Below are 19302 nucleotides of genomic sequence, written 5' to 3'. Positions count from 1 at the left end.
AACCGACTGGTTGCCGGTAACAGTGCTAAAAAGATTAGCTCCATCCTGAATATCAGAGAGGGGTTTTTTTTATCGATTTAGACAAATAATAGGAAGACTTTCACCCGATGGAGGATTACAGATGAATAAAAAATCCAGACATAAACCACATCGCTTTGGATTATTCGTTCTTATGATTTGTTTTATTTGCATGAGCTCCCCTATTCAAGCAGAATCAAAAAATACCCCCAAGAATGTCATATTGCTGATTGGCGACGGCATGGGGTTAGGGGCGATAGAAATTGCCCGGCAATTAGAATATGGAAAGACAGGTGCACTGCATTTGGAAAAACTGGAGCATGTTGCCCTGATGCGCACGTATTCCGCCAATAATTACGTCACTGACTCGGCAGCAGGAGGATCCGCGATTGCCACTGGTATAAAAACGAACAATGAATCGATCGGAGTCGATGCCAATGGTTCCGAGGTCGATAGTGTATTGGATGCCTTTCAGAACAATGGAAAAAAAGTCGGGATCATCTCAACCAATATGGTAGTCGATGCCACCCCCGCTGCCTTTGGTGCAAGTGTTCCTAACCGCTGGACAGGCGGCGCAAATATCGCGAGGCAGCTCTTTGATAACCGGATCGACGTCATCCTCGGCGGAGGTGCCAGCTATTTCGAGGCGGATAAGCAGAAAGGCGAGGATTTAATCGGTAAATTTAAACAAGCTGGCTATGGGATTACGACGACTAAAGAAGAACTTAGTTCCATAAATAAACCGGAAAAACTTTTAGGGTTATTTCACCCTACCTATATGAATTTTATACTGGATAAAGAAGTATTACATTCTCAAGAGCCATCTCTAACCGAAATGACATCCAAAGCGTTGGATATTTTATCACGGGGTGATAAGGGGTTTTTCTTGATGGCCGAAGGTGCGCGTATTGACCATATGGAGCATGCAGCCGATATCACTGGAATATGGAAAGAAACGATTGAATTTGACCAAACGGTGAAAAAGGTTGTAAATTGGGCAAAAAATCGAAATGATACGTTGATCGTTGTACTTGCAGACCACGAAACAATGGGGACCTCCGCTTCTGAAACAATGGATATCACGGCATTAAAAAAAATCAGGGTTTCATCTGAATATATGTCCAAACAGCTTACATTCGATAAAAATAATGAAATCAATCCAGAAAGCGTCGTTTCCACATTCAAAAAGTATGCACATATATCCCTTACGGATCAGGAAGTCGATCAATTCATCGATAACGTAAGAAAAAATAAAACGCTTGTCTATCCACAGCATCAAATAGATTGGGAAATCGGAAGCACCATCGCCAGGCATTATAAGGCGGGTATAGCTGATCGAAGCATACGGGCGGCCAGTTCCACAGGAGGGCACACAGCCAATATGATTCCCGTTTTCGCTTCGGGTCCAGGCAGTGAAGCCTTTGATGGAGTCATTGAAAATACGGATATTTCGAAAATCATCACAAAAGCCGCCGGTGTTCCGTTCACACCCGGGCAGCATAAAACAAAAGAGGAATGACATCATTACATCCTCTTTTAAGTTTCTTCCTCATTAACCTTTCTTTTGAGATGCGTTTACTCAAGTTTTGGGGTATTTCTTTGAAGTTTTGGAGCATTTACTCATGAGTTTGGTGAATCTGCTCATTGATCTGCGATTTACTCGTGAGTTTAGTGCTTTTACTCGTGAATTTGAGCGCTTACTCGTGAGTTTGGTGCTTTTACTCGTGAGTTTGCGCCCTTTACTCGTGAGTTTAGTGCATTTACTCGTGAGTTTGCGATTTACTCGCGAATTCGTGCTGTTTTCTTGTAAGTGTAGTGCTTTTACTCTTTATAAGATCAAAAATAGACGCCATACGTGGCGTCCTACTCATTTATTTTTTTATGTGCTTTTTTAATACATACCCAATTCGGCTTCCCTTTTTCACTTTATACCATTCATCTTGTTGAGCCAGTATCGTTACGGCTTGTTCCCTGTGAAGAGTGCCAATCGTTTCAGAAACTGCATTTCTACTTTCTTTAATAGATAATTCGTTTGCTTTCACTATTCCCGTCGTCTTCCTAATCGAGATTTTCGTTGAAGTGGTTTTCTGATTGTCACTCTCATCCTTAGCGGAGATTTTTACCGTAAATATCCCGTTGGACATATTTTTGAAATCCCAGGTTGCCGATTGACTGCCTTTATGGAACTGCCTTTCAGAAAGGATGCCGACAACCTTACCTTTACTGTTCTTGATTTCCACCGTTACATTAGCGTTTTCATTAATTGAATACGTTATGTTCGCTTTCTCGGTACTGTAATCACCCGATGTTTTGACATCCGTGATTTTAGGTGCCGACGTATCTCTACTGATTTTTATCGCCATTGTTTCCAAACCTTCATTCCCGCCTCGTTCCATTGCTGATAATTCTGCTTCATATGTCCCGTTACTTACCGCTATTATGTTCCAGATAGCTGTATGGGTACCCTTTTTCATTGTTTGATCACGGACTGGGCTAGCTAAGGCATTACCTTTCCTATCTTTAATCGTGAGAGTTACCACAGCATCTTCTTTTAGGGAGTATGTGATTCCAACCTCATCATTTAAATGATCCGTCTTCGCTTTCATGTTTACTGAATTCGGTTCTTCCTTTACAACAATATCCGTTTTAGATCCAGCGCCTGGTCCATATTCCTTTTCTATAATTGTGTCAGGATAATAAAAAGCCAAAATATCTTGATATGAGTGTCCTGCTTCCGCTCTGTTTTTCGCTCCAAACTGACTTAGTCCGACCCCATGCCCATATCCTGATCCTTCGATTGCAATTTTGGAAGGATCGGAAGATGAATGGTCAACCAAATAGCTTTTCATCACCTCTTGCCCCACCATGCCCCTGATTTTGGAAGCCGCTACATTAGTAAGCTTAACCGTTTGCTGCAAAAGTTTTCCCCTATCATCAACGAGATCCCTTACATAGAAATTCATTTGTATGGAGCCTTTCGTAACCCGACCTCCCGTTTTTTCATCTGTAAAAGTTAACAAGGGAATCTCCGTTATTTTAATATCTTTCTTCGCATATCCATTATTCGTCAGCCAAGCCTTCAGCTTCGGCACAACCGTTTTATCTTTTTCCTCTACACTTGTCCACCATTCTTCAGGTTTAGATAAATCCATTTTTGACAGGTCGATTTGCTGCTTGTCCAGCGTTATCGACCAATTGGTTTTTGAATCATATAAATCTTTTTTGATAGATAAATATGCAAGAGGGTTGCCTCTTGACCAAACATTTGAATTCGATTCGGTCATCCCTCCATTGCTTGATGAAAAGAACGCTTCGATTATTTCGCCATCATGTTTGATTACCATGCCCTTTGTCTGATCAATGGCTGAATCAGTTCGATAATGACCGGCAGCCCCGCCATATACTTGGTAAGAAACTGTATCATCAATGATTGACGATTGATGGCGAAGTGCATACGTCCGGGCGGCAATCGCCTGTGCTTTTAAGGCTTCGGCATGCCATAGTGCGGGCATCTCCAGCGGGACAACGCCCTTTAGATAATCTTCAATGTAAACAGCATTGATTGGCCGGATGTAACCGTCCTCCACTGTAAATGTCATTGAGCCATGATACGGACGGCCGTTTATGGACAATGATGCTTCAGGTTTAACTGGCATTACCTTAAAGGAAGCATAAGATCCCGTTTTCTGAGAACCTTTGTAAACGGCAAGTTCAGCCGACTCCGCTTTCAGAGTCAGACTTTCACCTGCCTTGATGAATATCTCTCCCCCTGAATTACGGTAGTCCCCGGTTGCCGTTATTTTAACACTGGTTCTATTCCCCAAATAATTCTTCAGTTTCACTTCCATTGTTGTATTCTCTTCCACAGCCGTTGCTTCATGAGAAGGAAATGCAAAAAAAGTGATAAAGAAAGCGATAAACAAATACTTTAAACTTCTCATTCCCCTTCATCCTCATTCCTTTTCTATTTATCTTTTCAAGACTTTTGAATTAACCCTGTTCAATCTATTGGCATGAGAAAACTGTTTACTTGTAGGTTACTGAACTCTCTTTTTACATTCTGTATGTACGCCGCATTATCCTTCAAATCCGGCTTTATTGTGTAATCGGAATCCACAACCAAAATAAAAGCAGGACATGGAAGAAACCATGTCCTGCTTTTATTTTGGTAAATGCTTGCTGATGGTTGACTTTTTTCTTTACTTCAAATACTTCTTCAACACCGGTTTCATTTGATCGACAACGACATGGCTGCCGCCTCGGCCTTTTACATCTTCAATCATCCATGCCATGAGAAGTTCCGGGTCTTCTGTGTCCATGGCAACGAACCAGCCATTTTCTGTTCCGTCCGCATTTTTGGATGCCTTGATTTCAGCAGTTCCTGTTTTAGCAGCGATTTTGATGCCAAGATCATCTATTCCATGTCCGCTTCCCTTAGGATGTTCCACTACTTGTGTCAGCATCTTGGTGACCTGATTTGCTTGGTCAGCTGATATCGCATTTTCTTTCCATATTTTCTTTTCTATTTTATCTCCTGTTATTAACGAAGGTGCCGGGATGTTCCCTGCATTCAAAAAGGCTGAATAGGTCATGGCGAGATGAAGCGTACTCATTTGGACTTGCGCTTGACCATATCCAGCGTCAGCCAAACGTCCCTCACTATCGATCTTACCGATGCTCGATGCCTTGATCGGATAATCGTAATTCAAAGGCTCATCAAATCCGAATGCCTTGAGTCCATTTGTGAATTTTTCCTTACCAAGCCCCAGAGCTTTTTGGGCAAAGTAAATATTGTCTGAATAAATTAAAGCCTTTTCCATATCGATTGGAACCCCAGGGTCCGAAACCCTTGTAATGGAATGATCTTTCCATGTCGATTTGGCCCATGTTTTCCCTTGAATATTGATCGACTCTTTCGGATCCACGCCATTTTTCAAAGCGATTGCCGCAGTGATGGCCTTAATGGTTGAACCAGGTGCAAACGTCGAACTGAAACGGTTCAAAAGTGGTTTTTCCGGGTCTTCTTCAAGCGCTTTTTGTTCCGCTTTCGTTATTCCGAAAATATATTTATTAGGATCGAATGACGGACTTGAAACAAGTGCAAGCGTTTCGCCTGTCTTCGGATCAATTGCCGATGCCGATCCGGCTTCGTTCTTATATTGTTTGAAGATATCCTTTTGAAGCTCGGCGTCGATGGTCAATGTAATTGTTTCTCCCTCTTCAGCAGGCTTTTCAGCAATCACTTTTTCTTCGCCATCTTCGGCTCTAATAAAGATTTTACCGCCAGGTTTGCCTTTAAGCCGCGCTTCCAAAACTTCCTCAAGACCGCGTTTGCCAATAACATCACTTGCTGTATATCCTTTTCCTTTCAATTTCTCCAGATCTTCGGCCGATGCCTCACCGACATATCCAATTAGATGGGCAGTAGCCTCTTTATATGGATATATGCGTTCTTCCGTATTATTGACAGATACACCAGCAATGCTTAATAGCTTTTCCAAGGTTGCATTATTATCATTTGACATTTTCTTGATGGGCACGAAATAGCTTGGCTTTACCCATGTTTGTTTTAATTTCTGATTCACTTCGTCGGTGGACATATTAAGGATTCCAGCGACCTTTTTAACCGTTTCGGATTCATTGGCCATTTTCTCTGGCACGATTCCCACTTCTGCAACCGTTCCATTCATGGCAAGGCCGCGTTCATTTCTATCGACAATTTCCCCGCGAATGGCTGGATACGATTCAACCGATACCTTCTCGCCAGCTTTCAATTGAGGGAATATGTAGCTTTCATCCCACTTGATATACCAATTTTCTTCCTCGCCTTCCCCTTCCTTGACAAGTGTCGCTTTATGATCAGAGCTGACAGCACCCGCCATAGTGGACATATCAACGGTATATGAAAGGCTTACCTTTTCCCCATCTTTATGGTCTTTCTCTTCTTTTGGCTGTTTATAGTCCACCTTTAATTGGTCGGCTTCTATGCCCGTATAGATTTTCTCATAACGCTTAGCAAATTCATCCGCACTGATTTTCTTCTTTGTCTCAGGCGACAGATACTCGTACATCTTCGCAAAATCCTGTTTATTCCAAAGCTTCGTGTATGCCGCAAAGCGATCTTCCGGACTTGGCTCATCCGAGCATCCGGCCAGAAACAATACGCTCAACAACAATAAGCTGGAAACTAAAGCTAGTTTCTTCATGATTTCCTCCTAATGAATAGTTAGAATGATATACCTATAGTTTAGCAAAATATTAGGGGAATGGGGGATTTTACATGCCGAATTTCTTCATTTTTCTAATTAACCATGTTTTTTCTAAAACAAAAGTCCTGTACATTATGTACAGGACTTTTGTTTTAGAAAAAATAGATGAAGGTCCAGTTCACAAAAAAGATCAAGTTGATTTAAGGAATCAGCTCCCTTTCTGCCGGGTCTGCTAACAAAGGAAACCCGCAGGCGGAAAGCCAGCGCCTAGAGGCAACATTCAAAATTGTACAAACCCTAAAAAACGTAGGCAAACTCAATCTTCATCGAGTTTGCCTACAGCCTGGGTCATGTACATAATGTTCAGGATTCTAGAGCATTCTTTTTTTTCGGCTTTTTTTCTCTTGGAGCCATTTTTTCAGGAAGATAAAGCCCAGTATGGCCGAAATGATGAGACCGCTTGTCGTTACAATGACAGCTACCCATTCGTATAAGGTGTAATCCATATACGCTTTCCATGGTAATTTCCCTTTCCAATCTTCAATATATAGATTCATTCCGAATATCCCGGAGACTACCGTATAAATCGTTAGTATTTGCAAAAGATAATTACTTCTTTTCCCAGACAGTTTATCCTGATTTTGATAAAGGTAGGAAAGTGTTTCCTTCACCTCACTGTAGAGAGGGGCAATCCTGAAGGCTTCATCCGTTTTTTTGAAAAGCTCTTTACCGATTGCCGTACTATTCACTTCAGTGAATAAGTACTTTGCAGAAAACTGAGTGATCATGAAAATCAGCTGTTCTGTATCCGATTGATCTTTTTCCACATCTATCTGGGAATGTTCATGAGCCAATTTGAGCAGTACGATTTTATAATAGAAGAAAAGCAACAATGAATAAAAATGCTGTCCATACATTTCGCTTGCCAGTTCCTGTTCCAGTTTACCTGTAGCTTTCGTGACACACGCGAAATGATACATGCTAGTTACATAATAGGTTTCCTTGCCCCACCTGTCATATACTCTTTCCTGATAATACTTTTCTATATAATCAGGATTTAATGCACCTATATATGGTTCACCATCATTGTCATACCCGTTCAGTTCACTGATCCGGAATAAGTCATTTTTAGATATATCACGATCCTCAGGGAATGCCGTATAACTGATCACGTACATCCTTTCATCGATGAAGAAGGGCAAACTGCCAAAATAGGTCGGGTCCGCTTGTTCTTCATCCATATATTCCTCTATTGGCGGCAATAGTTCATTGAAGATGAAATCCTTCACTTGTTCATACTGATTTTCCCGACAGCCGACTTTCGTTTTTTCCTCATCATCAGCAATCGGTTCAAGGATTCGGAATGTATCGCCAAAATAGAGCACATCATCATGTGAAAGCCCTTCAGGTAAAGTAACACGAAGGTTCATCATGCCAATATGAAATGGGCATATGAAGATATCGATAGAGTTAATAATAAATGGGGTATTTAGATAGGGTGATTCGAAGGTACAATCAATATCCAGTTTTTTCGTGAAACGCCGCAAGCCTTCCTTCTGTTTGGCATTACTCGGAAATAAAATTGGCTCGATGTAAGGCATGAAATACTTTTCCAGTTTACGGTGCGAAACTTTATGGCCACCGTAAAATTGATTTTGTTGTTCCATATCTTTCAAGTTCAAAAAAACGAAATTGTCCTCAAACAACTTTTCCACAAACTTTTCAATCTTATTTCCTTCAAGCGTAAATGGAAAAATGTACTGCTGGAAAGTTCGCTTCGTCGGATCATTCTTTACTTTCACATCCATAAAATATATTCCTCCGATTAAACTGCGATTAACACAGGTTTAATTCATCTTGTTTCTTATATTTACCCATGTATATACAAACAAAACGAAACATATTATAGAAAAAAAGTGGACAAATTATCCAAATAAAAAAGATCCCCCAAGCATATGCATGGGGGCCATCGAAAAGAGTTCTTCAACCCTCTTCACTTTAGGGTACTAGAAACTGATGTTTCTAATGAAAAATCCGATATTCGGACCATTTTAACATTTATTTTAAGTATGATAAAATACGAAATTCCTCCATATTTGGGCTTCACCTCTTATTATCATCTAATAAATCCTTATATGCAGGGATTCACAGAAGAAAATATAACTACAGGAATATTTGCAAGATCTTCTGTTCATCCCTTTATCATTAAAATCACGTTTTAACTAAGAAAAAAATGGGTAAATAAAAAAAAGCAAAGGAGAGACATCATGAAAATTGATAGCAATAAACAACACTTTAAATTTTTTGAAAGAACAAATAACGCTAAACCAAGTAAGCGGAAACAAATGAGCGATTTCATTAAAAAGAAAATGAATGCTCAAAACAGTCATTTAAATGGCAAAAACTCATGACATGTGGGATGTCATGAGTTTTTATCTTTTAAAATGCGATTTCATTACCTTGAAGATTGTGCTTCACACATTTCTTGATACCGATTACATTCAAAAAATGTTGAATCTTCTTCATCGAGGTCGCCTGATATTCATCTACAATGGAAAACTCTTTAAGATAAGCGATTTTTTCTTGTACATCTGTATCTATATGATCTTGGCTGGATTCTTTATCATCTGATTTTTTGCATGTGTACACCACAGCTTCACCAATTTTCCTGGTTGCCTTATCAAAATAAAAAGAAAACACAATGGCACATTCATCATCGTAAAAAGAGGGTTGAACTTTCATATTAATATCAATCATTAACCTTACACCTCTCTCCGTTTTGTTATATACACTATAACAAAAGCATTAAAAGGAAATAGGCGTTACAAACTACGCTCACGTTTCTTCAACACCTACCAAATGGACCTTACACCCCCCATTCATAGATAATTATAACTACAGGAATATGCGCAAAAGAATAATCATCATTTAATAATAATAAAAAAAACATCTTCAATTGAAGATGCTTGAATGATTGATAAGAAGCTTCATTTATTTATTTATATAAACCTGGAAGTTCTGCATAAAGGCCTGGTAATTCGCTTGGGACAATAACAAAAGCAGCGATGATAAGAAAAGATACGACTAATGCTTTAGTACTTTTTTTCATAGGTCATTCCTCCTTTTCTTTTAAAAAAATATTGGTTAAAATAGAAAATAATTCTATAGTTATATTTAACCACAATTCTTAAAGTCATATATTTCGACTAAAGAATCTATTTAAACCGTTCAGGACCTGTACATACCGCTTTCACCGATTTTTCATAACAAAATATAACTCTAGGCATATTTTAAGGAGAATCAAAATGGATTTTTTTGCAGTTGGACAAAAGATCAAAGAGCTACGTAAACAAATCGGGCTTTCCCAGGAAGAGTTGGCAACCGGTATTTGTACACAAGCACAGATCAGTAAGATTGAAAAGGGCGATGTCTATCCATATGCATCCACTCTCTACTTAATTTCCCAACGTTTAGGCGTTGATGTAAACTATTTTTTCGATATTGGAATGACCCCTAGGCTGGATTACGTGGAAGAAGTGATTTATCAATTAAAAATAGCCAGAAGAACCCGAAATTATGAGGAAATGCAGCAAATTGTAAAGGCTGAGGAAAACAGTCCCCTCTTTCTTCAAAATAAAAAGAATCATCAATTGATTCTTTGGCACAAGGGAATATACGAATATGAAAAAAATAAAGATTTAGATAAAGCCATAGAATTCATCAATAAGGCCATCTCCATTACTCATACGACCGATAAAATTTATTCGGAACGGGAGCTTGAAATCCTAAGCAGTCTTGGTGTAATGTATGTTGCCGAAGAACAATACGAAAATGCATTTGCCTTGTTAAGGAAAGCTTTAGATCACTTGAAAGCCCTGCCATTCTTGACGGATAAAACGCTAAAGACGCGCCTATCCTATAATTTTGGCAGAGTGCTAACACGCCTTGGCCGATACGGAGAGTCCATTGCCTGCTGCCAAGATGCCATAAAGTGGTGCCTCGAACATGATCAATTATATGCTTTAGCGGATTTACATTACCATTTAGGATACAATTTTGAACTCGTAGGTAACTTTGAAGAGGCAAAAGAGTACTTGGGAAAATCTGCGTTTCTATTCAAATTACAAAAAAACCATACCTTTGTTACATTCATCAACAAAAAGCTGGACAGTTGGAAGAACGAAATGAAAATAAACTAATTCTATAATTTGGAGCCATTTCCCCGGGAATGGCTCCAAATTATAGACAAACTCGATGCCTCCAGTCACTCGCTTTCCGCGGGCGGACCGTTCTCGGGTCCTATGCGCCTGCGGGTCTCCACTTGACGCTCTTCCCCCGCAGGAGTCTCGCACATTGTTCCAATCTACTTTGTATTAAATTTATATATAGAACCCCTTTTGTCTACAAATTGAGCCATTCAACAGGAGTATATAATTTCTCACACTCATCATTTCCAAAACCTCTAATCTACATTTTAAATTCCAAGCCAAAATGAAGTATAATAAAGAGATGCTTCAAAAAAGCAATTTTAAAAAAGATTCCTGCCTCATCACTTGGTATTGTGAAGCGTGATGAGGATGAAGGATTTGAGGCATGTTAAAGTGATTGCCAGTTATTCCTGTTTATATCCGAACCGCTTATATTCAAGGGGATTTTTGACGATATTGACTTTTACAGGGTTTTTATGAATATACGGCTAGAAGCATTGATGGTTTGTTCGATTAAATGGATTAGAACGTAAAGAGAACGGCCATAGTCCGGCATTCGATCTGGGATGTAATTTATGCACCCAACGATAAGTTAAAGAACTGATGGTTCATGATCATACAAAAATATAATTTTGGTATACAGGGCTTGTCCCTGAAGGAGGAGAGTATGGAGCGGGAGTTGTTGTTAGTTGGGGAGCGGCTGGCGGAATTTTTGGAGGCCGGGGATCCGGAAGATTCGGATGTGGTGAATCAAGGGCTCCAGTTATACCGTCAGGGGCTCATTGATATTAAAGAAGAAGCGGCGGATACGATTGCAGCTGAGGTACAGGATGTGACACGCTTTAAGGCCAGGCTGAATCTGCTCTTCCCTCAGGATGGAAGCTGTACATGTGATTCAAGGTTCATTTGCCGGCATCAAATGGCCGTTTTCTTTTCTGCATATTCTGAACACGCTAGTGTTTCCGAATGGCTGAGCGATTGGAAAGCACCAAAAAAAACCTCAACGGCCCAAGCACTGCAGCAAGTGAAACCGGCAAGTGAATTACTTAAACAGGCGGCAGGGAAATCCATCATCTTAGATAAAAGCTATCCATCATGGAAGCAATTCGTGAATGATGAATTTGCTGAACATGTGGAGCCTCATATAGGCGAGGCTACTTATATGATTGAAAATCACATACAAACTTACTTTAAACGCCTTAGCTCAAAAGCTCCAATGGAAAGGGAATGGAAATTACTTTATCATTTCGTTACCCAATTTTGCACGATGCAGCAGACACTGAGAATGATTCAGCTGCATAAAAGTGAGACGCAAACGATCAGGGTCTTTTATGCACTTGCCGTCGACCTTGCAGAGGAGCTTCATGAAACGGTACAGCCGCTTAGCAGGCAAGCGAGGCCCTTCGCCTTTGATCCCTTCGTTTTTAGCATCAAGGAAGATGTAGCTAAACTGCTGGATGGAGGAGAAGGCCTCGAATACGAAAAGATCGACCTTTACCGGGAGATATGGAGCTACTTATTCTCCAACTCCTCATGGCGTAAAGAGGAACTGGAACGAATCAATAAAGAACTTCCCGAGAAGTATATGGGCACGACTGAGAGGACGTCCTATTCCCTCGCAGCGATTCACCTATCCCTTTTGGAGAACCATGATAAACAAGCAATTGGGCTTCTTCATGAATTGAAGAACGAAGCCTGTCCATACATTTTTTATTGGCTGAATCTCTTGGCTGAATCCGACAACCGGGCACGGGCTATCCCTTTCATTGAATTCATCAATAATAATGTCCAGGAGTTCCTTGCCGGTTTATCCGATTATTATAAACGGGTAGATTTCGTCCGTACCTTTACGACTTTAATTAACAGTTGCTGTTATAAATTAAAACGGACCGATTTGCTTGAGAAATTTTACAGGGCCACCCTTCCGCACAGCTATTGGAACTATGCAAACTTCCTTTTTGAACAAGGACAATATAAAAAATGGGTGGAGATGCATATTTACTCAGAAATCAGCATTGACTTAATCAGCAGTGAATCCATCAAAGAAGTGGTCTCAAAAGAACCGGAACTAATCCTGCCGCTTTATTATCATGCCGTCCAGGAAAAAGTTTCTTTGAAAAATCGGCCTGCTTATAAGCAAGCTGTCCGTTATTTGAAAAGGATGCGCACCATCTATAAGAAGAGCAAAAAGGAAGACGTATTCGAACGTTATATACTTTATGTAGCAGATTCGACCAAACGGCTTCGCGCTTTCCAAGAAGAACTAAAAAGGGGTAAGCTTATCGATGTTTAATCCAGGGAAATTAAAAATCAAAATAGCCGCTCTCGAAAACGGAACTTACGCCCTTGGTGTCGTCAATGAAGAAAATACCTTCCTCACCACGAATTATATACGCAGGCTGTTATTCAACTGGGATGACGCAAGCTTTTATGGCACTAAAATGACTACGGATATAGTGGATGGAAATCAAGTATTCATTCTTGACGCTTGGGGACTTCTCAATTTTTTTGCGAGGGAAAGCTTCAACTCCTTCATAGAATGGGAATGGTCCGAGATATCCTCCCTTTGCCTGTCAGCAGCTCCCGTTCTTCATGAATCCATTGAAGCTGGAATCCCCGTACCGGATTTCACCAATCTTCAATTGGACTCCATCGGCTGGAAGCTGCCGGAGGAAGTGGAAGAGGAATTCGTCCCTTCCTTTTGGGAAGAAGAAATATCTTTGGATCTTCCTTCACCTGAACTGGAAACCAACCGTACTTTTATCGAAAAGTGGTATAACGGTGCCGCTAATATGTATTTAAAAAACTATTCACCCATGCAGCATAAATGGAGGGAAGCCGTCGGGGCATTAAAGGATACTCGACTTTCTCCCGAAGAATTGCAGGCCTTTTTTGACAAGGACAGCTGGCAGGAATGGCTCGGTACCCTGCCCGATCCCAAGCCATTCACTATAGGTCTCCGTTTAACTGAGCCTCCAGATGGCAACGGGCCTTGGATGCTCGATGTTACCCTTCGTTCCAAAAGGGATGAGAATATCATTGAAACATATACAGGAAAAAAACTTCCGCGCGGCTGGAATAAGTATGCAAGTGATGTGGTGCGTGCTACGAAACGCTGGCAACTCGTCGTGCCCTGGCTTGGGGAGAATGGCCGTCTGAAAAGGGAGATTTCAGAAACGGATGCATGGGAGTTCTTGACCGATGCAAGCGAAAAGCTCCTGTTTCTTGGCGTCGAAATTCTCCTTCCATCGTGGTGGCTTGCCTTGAAGGAGTCCTCATTGAAGGTCAAAGCGAAAGTGAAGAGCCAATCGAACCGCGGCCCTTCTTATGTCGGGTTAAAAGCTTTAATGGACTTTGATTGGCGGTTCTCATTAAATGGCAAGGAGCTCACTGAGGCGGAGTTCGAGGAGCTCGTCAATGAAAAAAGGCGGCTTGTCTTCATCCGCGGCCAATGGGTCAAGCTTGACCCTGCTTTCATTAAGCAAATTCAGGAGCTGATGGAAACAGCGAATGAAAAAGGCATCCAACTGACTGACTTGCTGCAGCAGGAACTGTTGAATGGCATGAATGAAGATGGCGATGGCGATTCTGAAAACGACGAAATGCTCCGGATTCAATTTGAATTGAACCAGGAGCTCCGTAAAATGGTGGGAAGGCTCCGGGAAACCAAAAACATATCCATCCTGCCCGTCCCTAATGCACTTCAAGGTGATTTACGCCCCTATCAAAAACTGGGCATGAGCTGGCTCCTTTTTTTAAGGGAGCATGGTTTTGGTGCTTGTCTAGCCGACGATATGGGACTTGGAAAAACCGTCCAGATGATTGCCTACCTACTTCATGTTAAAGGCAAAGAAATGGTCGGTAAAGAGCTGCCCACTGGGCCCAAGGATGAACAAAAGAGTGAACCAATCATCGTCGAAGAGGATAGTAGCGCGGAGAGCAGTGATGAGGGTGAAGTCATTACCACTGCCCCTGAATCCGTCCCTGTACAATCGGCGCTCATCGTCTGCCCGACATCGGTACTTGGCAACTGGCAAAAAGAATTGGAAAAATTCGCTCCATCACTTAAAGTTCACCTACACTACGGATCGAATCGTGCTAAAGGTGAGGCATTTACTAAACTGGCAGCCGATCATGATATTGTCTTAACATCATATGGACTGACCCACCAAGATGTGGCTGAACTGACCTCCATCCATTGGAGCAGTGTTATCCTTGATGAAGCACAAAACATCAAGAATGCCCAAACGAAGCAATCCAAAGCGGTCCGCAAGCTAAATGGCAGACATCATATCGCCCTATCGGGTACGCCGATGGAAAACCGTTTAAGTGAGCTATGGGCGATTTTCGACTTCATCAACAAAGGTTATCTCGGAACGCTAGGTCAGTTTCAGGAAAAATATGTGGCGACCATCGAGCGTGATGATCAGAAGGATAAAATCAAGGAATTGCAGCGTTTGATACAGCCATTTTTGCTTCGCCGTACAAAGCGTGATAAAGAAGTCGCTCTTAATCTTCCGGATAAGCAAGAACAAAAGGAATTCGTACCGCTTACCACCGAGCAAGCATCGTTGTATGAGCAACTGATTAAAGATACATTCACTGATATCGAACAACTATCTGCCTTTGAAAGAAAAGGCATCATCCTCCAGATGCTGAATAAGCTAAAGCAGCTTTGCAATCATCCAGCTCTTTACTTAAAAGAAATGGAAAAGGAAAACATCATGAAGGCACCTAACCGATCTGGCAAACTCGAGAAGCTGACCGAGCTTATCGATGCTGTCCGCGAACAGGATGAAAGCTGTCTCATTTTCACTCAATATATCGGGATGGGCAATATGATTAAAGATTTGCTGGAAAAACGATATGGCTTTGAAGTGCCATTCCTGAACGGGAGTGCGAACAAGAAGCAGCGTGATGAAATGATCACGCGGTTCCAAGATGGGGATTTCCCTATTTTCATACTCTCGTTGAAAGCAGGCGGCACTGGGCTTAATCTTACAGAAGCAAACCACGTGATTCACTATGATCGCTGGTGGAACCCAGCTGTTGAAAATCAAGCCACCGACCGTGCTTACCGAATTGGGCAACAGCGTTTCGTTCATGTTCATAAGCTAATCTGCACAGGGACCCTGGAAGAAAAAATCGACCAGATGCTTGATAAAAAGCAAGCCCTGAACGACGAGATCATCAGCAGTGACAACTGGATCACCGAACTTTCCACAGAGGAAATCAAGGACCTGGTTGCTCTTCAATAAACCCGCTCTCACGATTTGAAGAAGAACGAGGTCAGGTTGTTAACTTATAAGGAAAAAAAGGGGAATGCAATTCGATATGCATTCCCCTTTTTTATACATAAGCGTCCTGTAACTTTATTGAATACCTGGTATGGCCAGGTTCAAATGCATGTCTTTTATCAAAAAATCGATTTAACCATATAAAGAGCTGTGATCCAAATGATGATTGCAGAAATTTTATTTAATATTCCAAGGAATTTACCAGATGTATCAACCTTTTTCAGCAATCGTCCCGCAAGACATAATCCATGGAACCAGCACCATGACACAAAGATGCACGTTGCGGTGAAAATCATTTTATCTTTTCCTGAATAAACAAGTGAGCTCGAACCGATTACACCTATCGTATCCAAGATTGCATGCGGATTCAGTAATGATACGGATAGAGCAAATACAATTTGTTTTTTGGTCGACATCTGCATGGATTGGGCACCTGACTGTGAGTTCGATTTGGCAAACCAAATCTGAAAACCCATATACAATAAAAATATAACTCCGATTATGATTAATGTAAGGCGCAACCAATCATATTGCATGACAACCAACGAAACACCTAAAATAGCTAACAAAATGAGCAGTGTATCACAAATTGCAGCTGTTATCGTTGCTGGCAATGCTTTTTTTATTGTAGGTTGGATTGCTCCTTGATTAAAAATGAATACATTTTGCACTCCCAACGGAAGTATCAGCCCCAATGCCAATAATAATCCATGAAAAAATGGCCCCATACGAATACCCCCTCCTTTCAAATTCAGTATAATGAAAAAAACAAAGGAATTGACCATCCAATTGGTTGGCTTTCAAACCAACCAATTTATATTGAATACAGAACATGAAAGGAGTGGTTTTCGTATGTTTATCGAATGGAGACCAAACCGTACTTCCGACCAATCACTTCACCTGCAAATAGTGGATTGGATCAAACAACAAATTACACGAGGGGAATGGCCAGTTAGTACCAAGCTTCCATCACAACGTTCATTGGCCGACTCATTTGGGGTAAACCGAAGTACCATCATCACAGCCATTGATGAGTTGATTGCTGATGGATTATTGGAAACTAAGGTTGGGTCCGGCACATTCGTTTCCAATAATACATGGAATGTGCTCGTCTCAAGCAAACAGCCCGACTGGAAAAACTATGTCAGGAATGGACTCTATGAACCTAATTTAAAAACGATTCAGGACATTAATCAGTATGAAACGGACACTGCCATCATCAGATTAGGCACGGGCGAACTATCTCCAGATCTATTGCCTGCAAAACAAATCGAAAAGACGTTGCGATCCACTTCTTTTGATGCCCACTCTTTAGGCTATTCCGAACCCAAGGGTGATAAGAGACTTCGTCAATGTATAAGTGCTTATTTAGAAACAAAAGGGATCAACGCGAGTCCCAGCTCCCTCATGGTCGTTTCTGGCGGGCTTCAGGCACTCCAGTTGATATCAGTCGGTTTACTTCAAAAGGGATCGATGATTTTACATGAATCCCCTTCCTATTTAAATTCCGTTCACCCTTTTCAATCTGCGGGCATGCACTTAGTAGGTTTATCAATACAAGGCCGGGAAAGTATCCCGACACAAATAAAGCACATCAACGGAAGGAAGAAAGCGTCACTATTTTATACTGTTCCAACGTTTAACAATCCAACGAATACTACATGGTCAAAAGAAGAAAGACTTAACCTCCTATCACTATGCAAAAAGGAACAGATCCCGATTATTGAAGATGACGTATATAGTGATTTGTGGTTTGATAATGAACCACCGCCTCCATTAAAATCCCTTGATGCAGATGGCCTTGTATTGCATATTGGCAGCATGTCCAAAACATTAAGCCCAGGATTGCGTATCGGATGGATTGCTGGCCCAATAACCGTGATTGAACGTTTAGCGGACATTAAAATGCAAATGGATTATGGTTCAAGTGCACTTTCCCAGCACCTTGTGGCGGAATGGTTAGCAAATGGGCAATATTCAAAGCATTTAAAGTGGCTAAGGCATGAGTTGATAGGACGCAGAGATTTTACATTAACTCTTCTCAATCAATATTTTAAGGGACTGGCTGAATGGCAAATACCTCAAGGCGGATTTTATATATGGTTAAAATTATGTAAACCAATCGTGAATTCAAACCTTTTCAGGCAAGCGTTAAAGGAAAACATACTTCTTAATCCGGGATACATATACGAACCAAATAACCATACACATATACGGCTTTCATATTCATACGCCTCGGAGGAACAATTAGCTTATGGCATCCAAACCCTTTCAAAGATCATCCGGCGGTTGGTTTGACATCTTGAAAGATTGGAGAGGCATTAATGGAGCTGCCGTGGCAGCTCCATCCTTATTGAGTAAAGTAACTTTTCGTATGAATTATTCGGAAATCTCATACCTTACAACGTCCTGCCTAAAAATGTTAGGGATTTTCATGGGGTAGCAGCTTTCATTTTTACGTTCCGCTCTTTTTGCTGGATGATGAAAAAAGAATGGTGATAGCCATGATTGATCATGATATGATCGAGGATTGCAGTAAGCGCCTCACCCTTATTCGGCTGATATGTCTCTGAACTTTCTTCAATGATGATTTTTTCTTGGTGGGGATCATAATTAATAGATGTTTTAGCACCTTCTTCAAAAAAAGAAAGGGTTACCTCCTGACATAGAGGAAAATCCTGATAAGGTGAATCAGAGCGGAGATCCTTTTCAAAGGGAGAATGGACGTGCTGAAGTGCATCAAAGAAACTCGGTTTTGTAAGATATGACCTGTCGCTTCCTCTCCTTTCGAATTTCACTGTAATTGCAATACTAGTTACTTTATTGCTAGATTTCTTCTTATAATTCATAGATACCCTCCTTTCAATAAGACCTTTATACCTAATTCTTTTATCCTATTCGATATACCTGCCGGATAATGAAAAAACTTCCTCACTAAGAGATTTCCATATTAGCACGGTGAAAACGCAAGGAACTACACCATAATCTACTAAAGAATTCATTCATCAAATCCATACTCGGGAAAGCTTATTATGCAAAAACAGCCCTCTTGGATAAGAGGGCTCATACTGTAGACAAATTCGAACGAGTTTGCCCGCAGTTTTTTCTTTGAAAACGTCCAGTTTATTTCAGAAATCCGCTCCCTTTCCGCCGACTGTCTGCCAAGCCTCCTCGACGCAAGCGTCTGTGGGGTTCTCGGCTAGCCAGTTATTCGGCAGGAGTGTCGCAAATTTCTTCAATTTAATGGTGGTTTCATTCCATATTAAAAGGTAAAAATTCATGAAGGATAACCAAGTCTTCTTTTTATAATCATGGTTCGGGGTAGTCCATTCGGAACCCCCATTTTGTACGAAGGAAAGCAAGTTTGCCTACAGTATTATTTTTCCAGTTGATTGGAGCGGGTGTACAAGACTCATGCGGGAATGGCGTGTCCAAGGCGCAGCGAGCGCCGAGAGCGGACCGCCCGCTGAAAGCGAGTGCCCTACATCCCATCCAATGTTCAATTGTACAACCCCGCAAAAAAACTGTAGGTACAAATCATTATGTCTACAAACTGAAGCCCTCTTGGGT

General features: G+C 41.1%; 14 protein-coding genes. 6 read left to right on the top strand and 8 right to left on the bottom strand.

What is annotated here, in order from left to right; translation table 11 throughout:
- Positions 1 to 121 precede the first annotated feature (121 nt).
- On the top strand, positions 122 to 1537 hold the full coding sequence (locus tag ACQKMF_RS12575; protein WP_402943414.1) for an alkaline phosphatase: 1416 nt from the start codon (positions 122 to 124) through the stop codon (positions 1535 to 1537).
- A 352-nt stretch (positions 1538 to 1889) separates the two neighbouring features.
- On the opposite strand, the gene ACQKMF_RS12570 is transcribed toward ACQKMF_RS12575, so the two are convergent.
- The 3 genes from ACQKMF_RS12570 to ACQKMF_RS12560 all read right to left on the bottom strand — a co-directional run bounded on the left by ACQKMF_RS12570 (position 1890) and on the right by ACQKMF_RS12560 (position 8035).
- Positions 1890 to 3959 (bottom strand): SpoIID/LytB domain-containing protein, encoded by a 2070-nt coding sequence (locus ACQKMF_RS12570; RefSeq protein WP_427573497.1) that lies wholly within the window; start codon positions 3957 to 3959, stop codon positions 1890 to 1892.
- Positions 3960 to 4217: 258 nt separating this feature from the next.
- The gene (locus ACQKMF_RS12565) at positions 4218 to 6224 is read right to left on the bottom strand and encodes a penicillin-binding transpeptidase domain-containing protein (RefSeq protein WP_230176133.1); all 2007 of its coding nucleotides are present in this window, start codon (positions 6222 to 6224) and stop codon (positions 4218 to 4220) included.
- Between the two features lie 374 nt (positions 6225 to 6598).
- Positions 6599 to 8035 (bottom strand): hypothetical protein, encoded by a 1437-nt coding sequence (locus tag ACQKMF_RS12560; protein WP_230176132.1) that lies wholly within the window; start codon positions 8033 to 8035, stop codon positions 6599 to 6601.
- 459 nt (positions 8036 to 8494) lie between these two features.
- Here ACQKMF_RS12560 and ACQKMF_RS12555 point away from each other — a divergent pair, with 459 nt between their 5' ends.
- Positions 8495 to 8638, top strand: coding sequence for a hypothetical protein (locus tag ACQKMF_RS12555; RefSeq protein ID WP_402943405.1), 144 nt, complete (start codon positions 8495 to 8497; stop codon positions 8636 to 8638).
- Between the two features lie 28 nt (positions 8639 to 8666).
- Here the strand turns inward: ACQKMF_RS12555 and ACQKMF_RS12550 are convergent, their stop codons facing one another.
- Entirely contained in the window at positions 8667 to 8984 is a 318-nt protein-coding gene (locus ACQKMF_RS12550; protein WP_101223795.1) for a hypothetical protein, read from the bottom strand.
- A 548-nt stretch (positions 8985 to 9532) separates the two neighbouring features.
- Here ACQKMF_RS12550 and ACQKMF_RS12545 point away from each other — a divergent pair.
- The 3 genes from ACQKMF_RS12545 to ACQKMF_RS12535 all read left to right on the top strand — a co-directional run bounded on the left by ACQKMF_RS12545 (position 9533) and on the right by ACQKMF_RS12535 (position 15693).
- The gene (locus ACQKMF_RS12545; protein WP_427573492.1) at positions 9533 to 10426 is read left to right on the top strand and encodes a helix-turn-helix domain-containing protein; all 894 of its coding nucleotides are present in this window, start codon (positions 9533 to 9535) and stop codon (positions 10424 to 10426) included.
- A 676-nt stretch (positions 10427 to 11102) separates the two neighbouring features.
- Positions 11103 to 12728: a hypothetical protein gene (locus ACQKMF_RS12540; RefSeq protein WP_427573489.1), complete on the top strand. Its 1626-nt coding sequence runs from the start codon at positions 11103 to 11105 to the stop codon at positions 12726 to 12728.
- A complete protein-coding gene (locus ACQKMF_RS12535) occupies positions 12721 to 15693 on the top strand; it encodes a DEAD/DEAH box helicase (protein ID WP_427573486.1) in 2973 nt (990 codons plus the stop codon). The genes ACQKMF_RS12540 and ACQKMF_RS12535 overlap by 8 nt, the downstream gene beginning before the upstream one ends.
- 158 nt (positions 15694 to 15851) lie before the next feature.
- On the opposite strand, the gene ACQKMF_RS12530 is transcribed toward ACQKMF_RS12535, so the two are convergent.
- Positions 15852 to 16460, bottom strand: coding sequence for a LysE/ArgO family amino acid transporter (locus ACQKMF_RS12530; protein WP_101223799.1), 609 nt, complete (start codon positions 16458 to 16460; stop codon positions 15852 to 15854).
- Positions 16461 to 16584: 124 nt separating this feature from the next.
- Here ACQKMF_RS12530 and ACQKMF_RS12525 point away from each other — a divergent pair, with 124 nt between their 5' ends.
- A complete protein-coding gene (locus tag ACQKMF_RS12525) occupies positions 16585 to 18030 on the top strand; it encodes a PLP-dependent aminotransferase family protein (protein ID WP_427573482.1) in 1446 nt (481 codons plus the stop codon).
- Positions 18031 to 18164: 134 nt separating this feature from the next.
- Here ACQKMF_RS12525 and ACQKMF_RS12520 read toward each other — a convergent pair whose 3' ends face one another.
- The 3 genes from ACQKMF_RS12520 to ACQKMF_RS12510 form a co-directional block, all read right to left on the bottom strand.
- Entirely contained in the window at positions 18165 to 18581 is a 417-nt protein-coding gene (locus ACQKMF_RS12520; protein WP_402943391.1) for a hypothetical protein, read from the bottom strand.
- Positions 18582 to 18860: 279 nt separating this feature from the next.
- The gene (locus ACQKMF_RS12515) at positions 18861 to 19013 is read right to left on the bottom strand and encodes a hypothetical protein (RefSeq protein ID WP_427573479.1); all 153 of its coding nucleotides are present in this window, start codon (positions 19011 to 19013) and stop codon (positions 18861 to 18863) included.
- A gap of 87 nt (positions 19014 to 19100) precedes the next feature.
- Positions 19101 to 19235 carry a hypothetical protein gene (locus ACQKMF_RS12510; RefSeq protein ID WP_427573476.1) on the bottom strand — a complete coding sequence of 45 codons (135 nt, stop codon included), beginning with the start codon at positions 19233 to 19235 and terminating at the stop codon, positions 19101 to 19103.
- Between the last annotated feature and the right edge of the window lie 67 nt (positions 19236 to 19302).

This window comes from Peribacillus sp. NPDC101480, from assembly GCF_050277335.1.
In the GTDB taxonomy this organism is placed as follows: domain Bacteria; phylum Bacillota; class Bacilli; order Bacillales; family DSM-1321; genus Peribacillus.
This window is presented reverse-complemented; position numbering and strand designations above follow the sequence as displayed.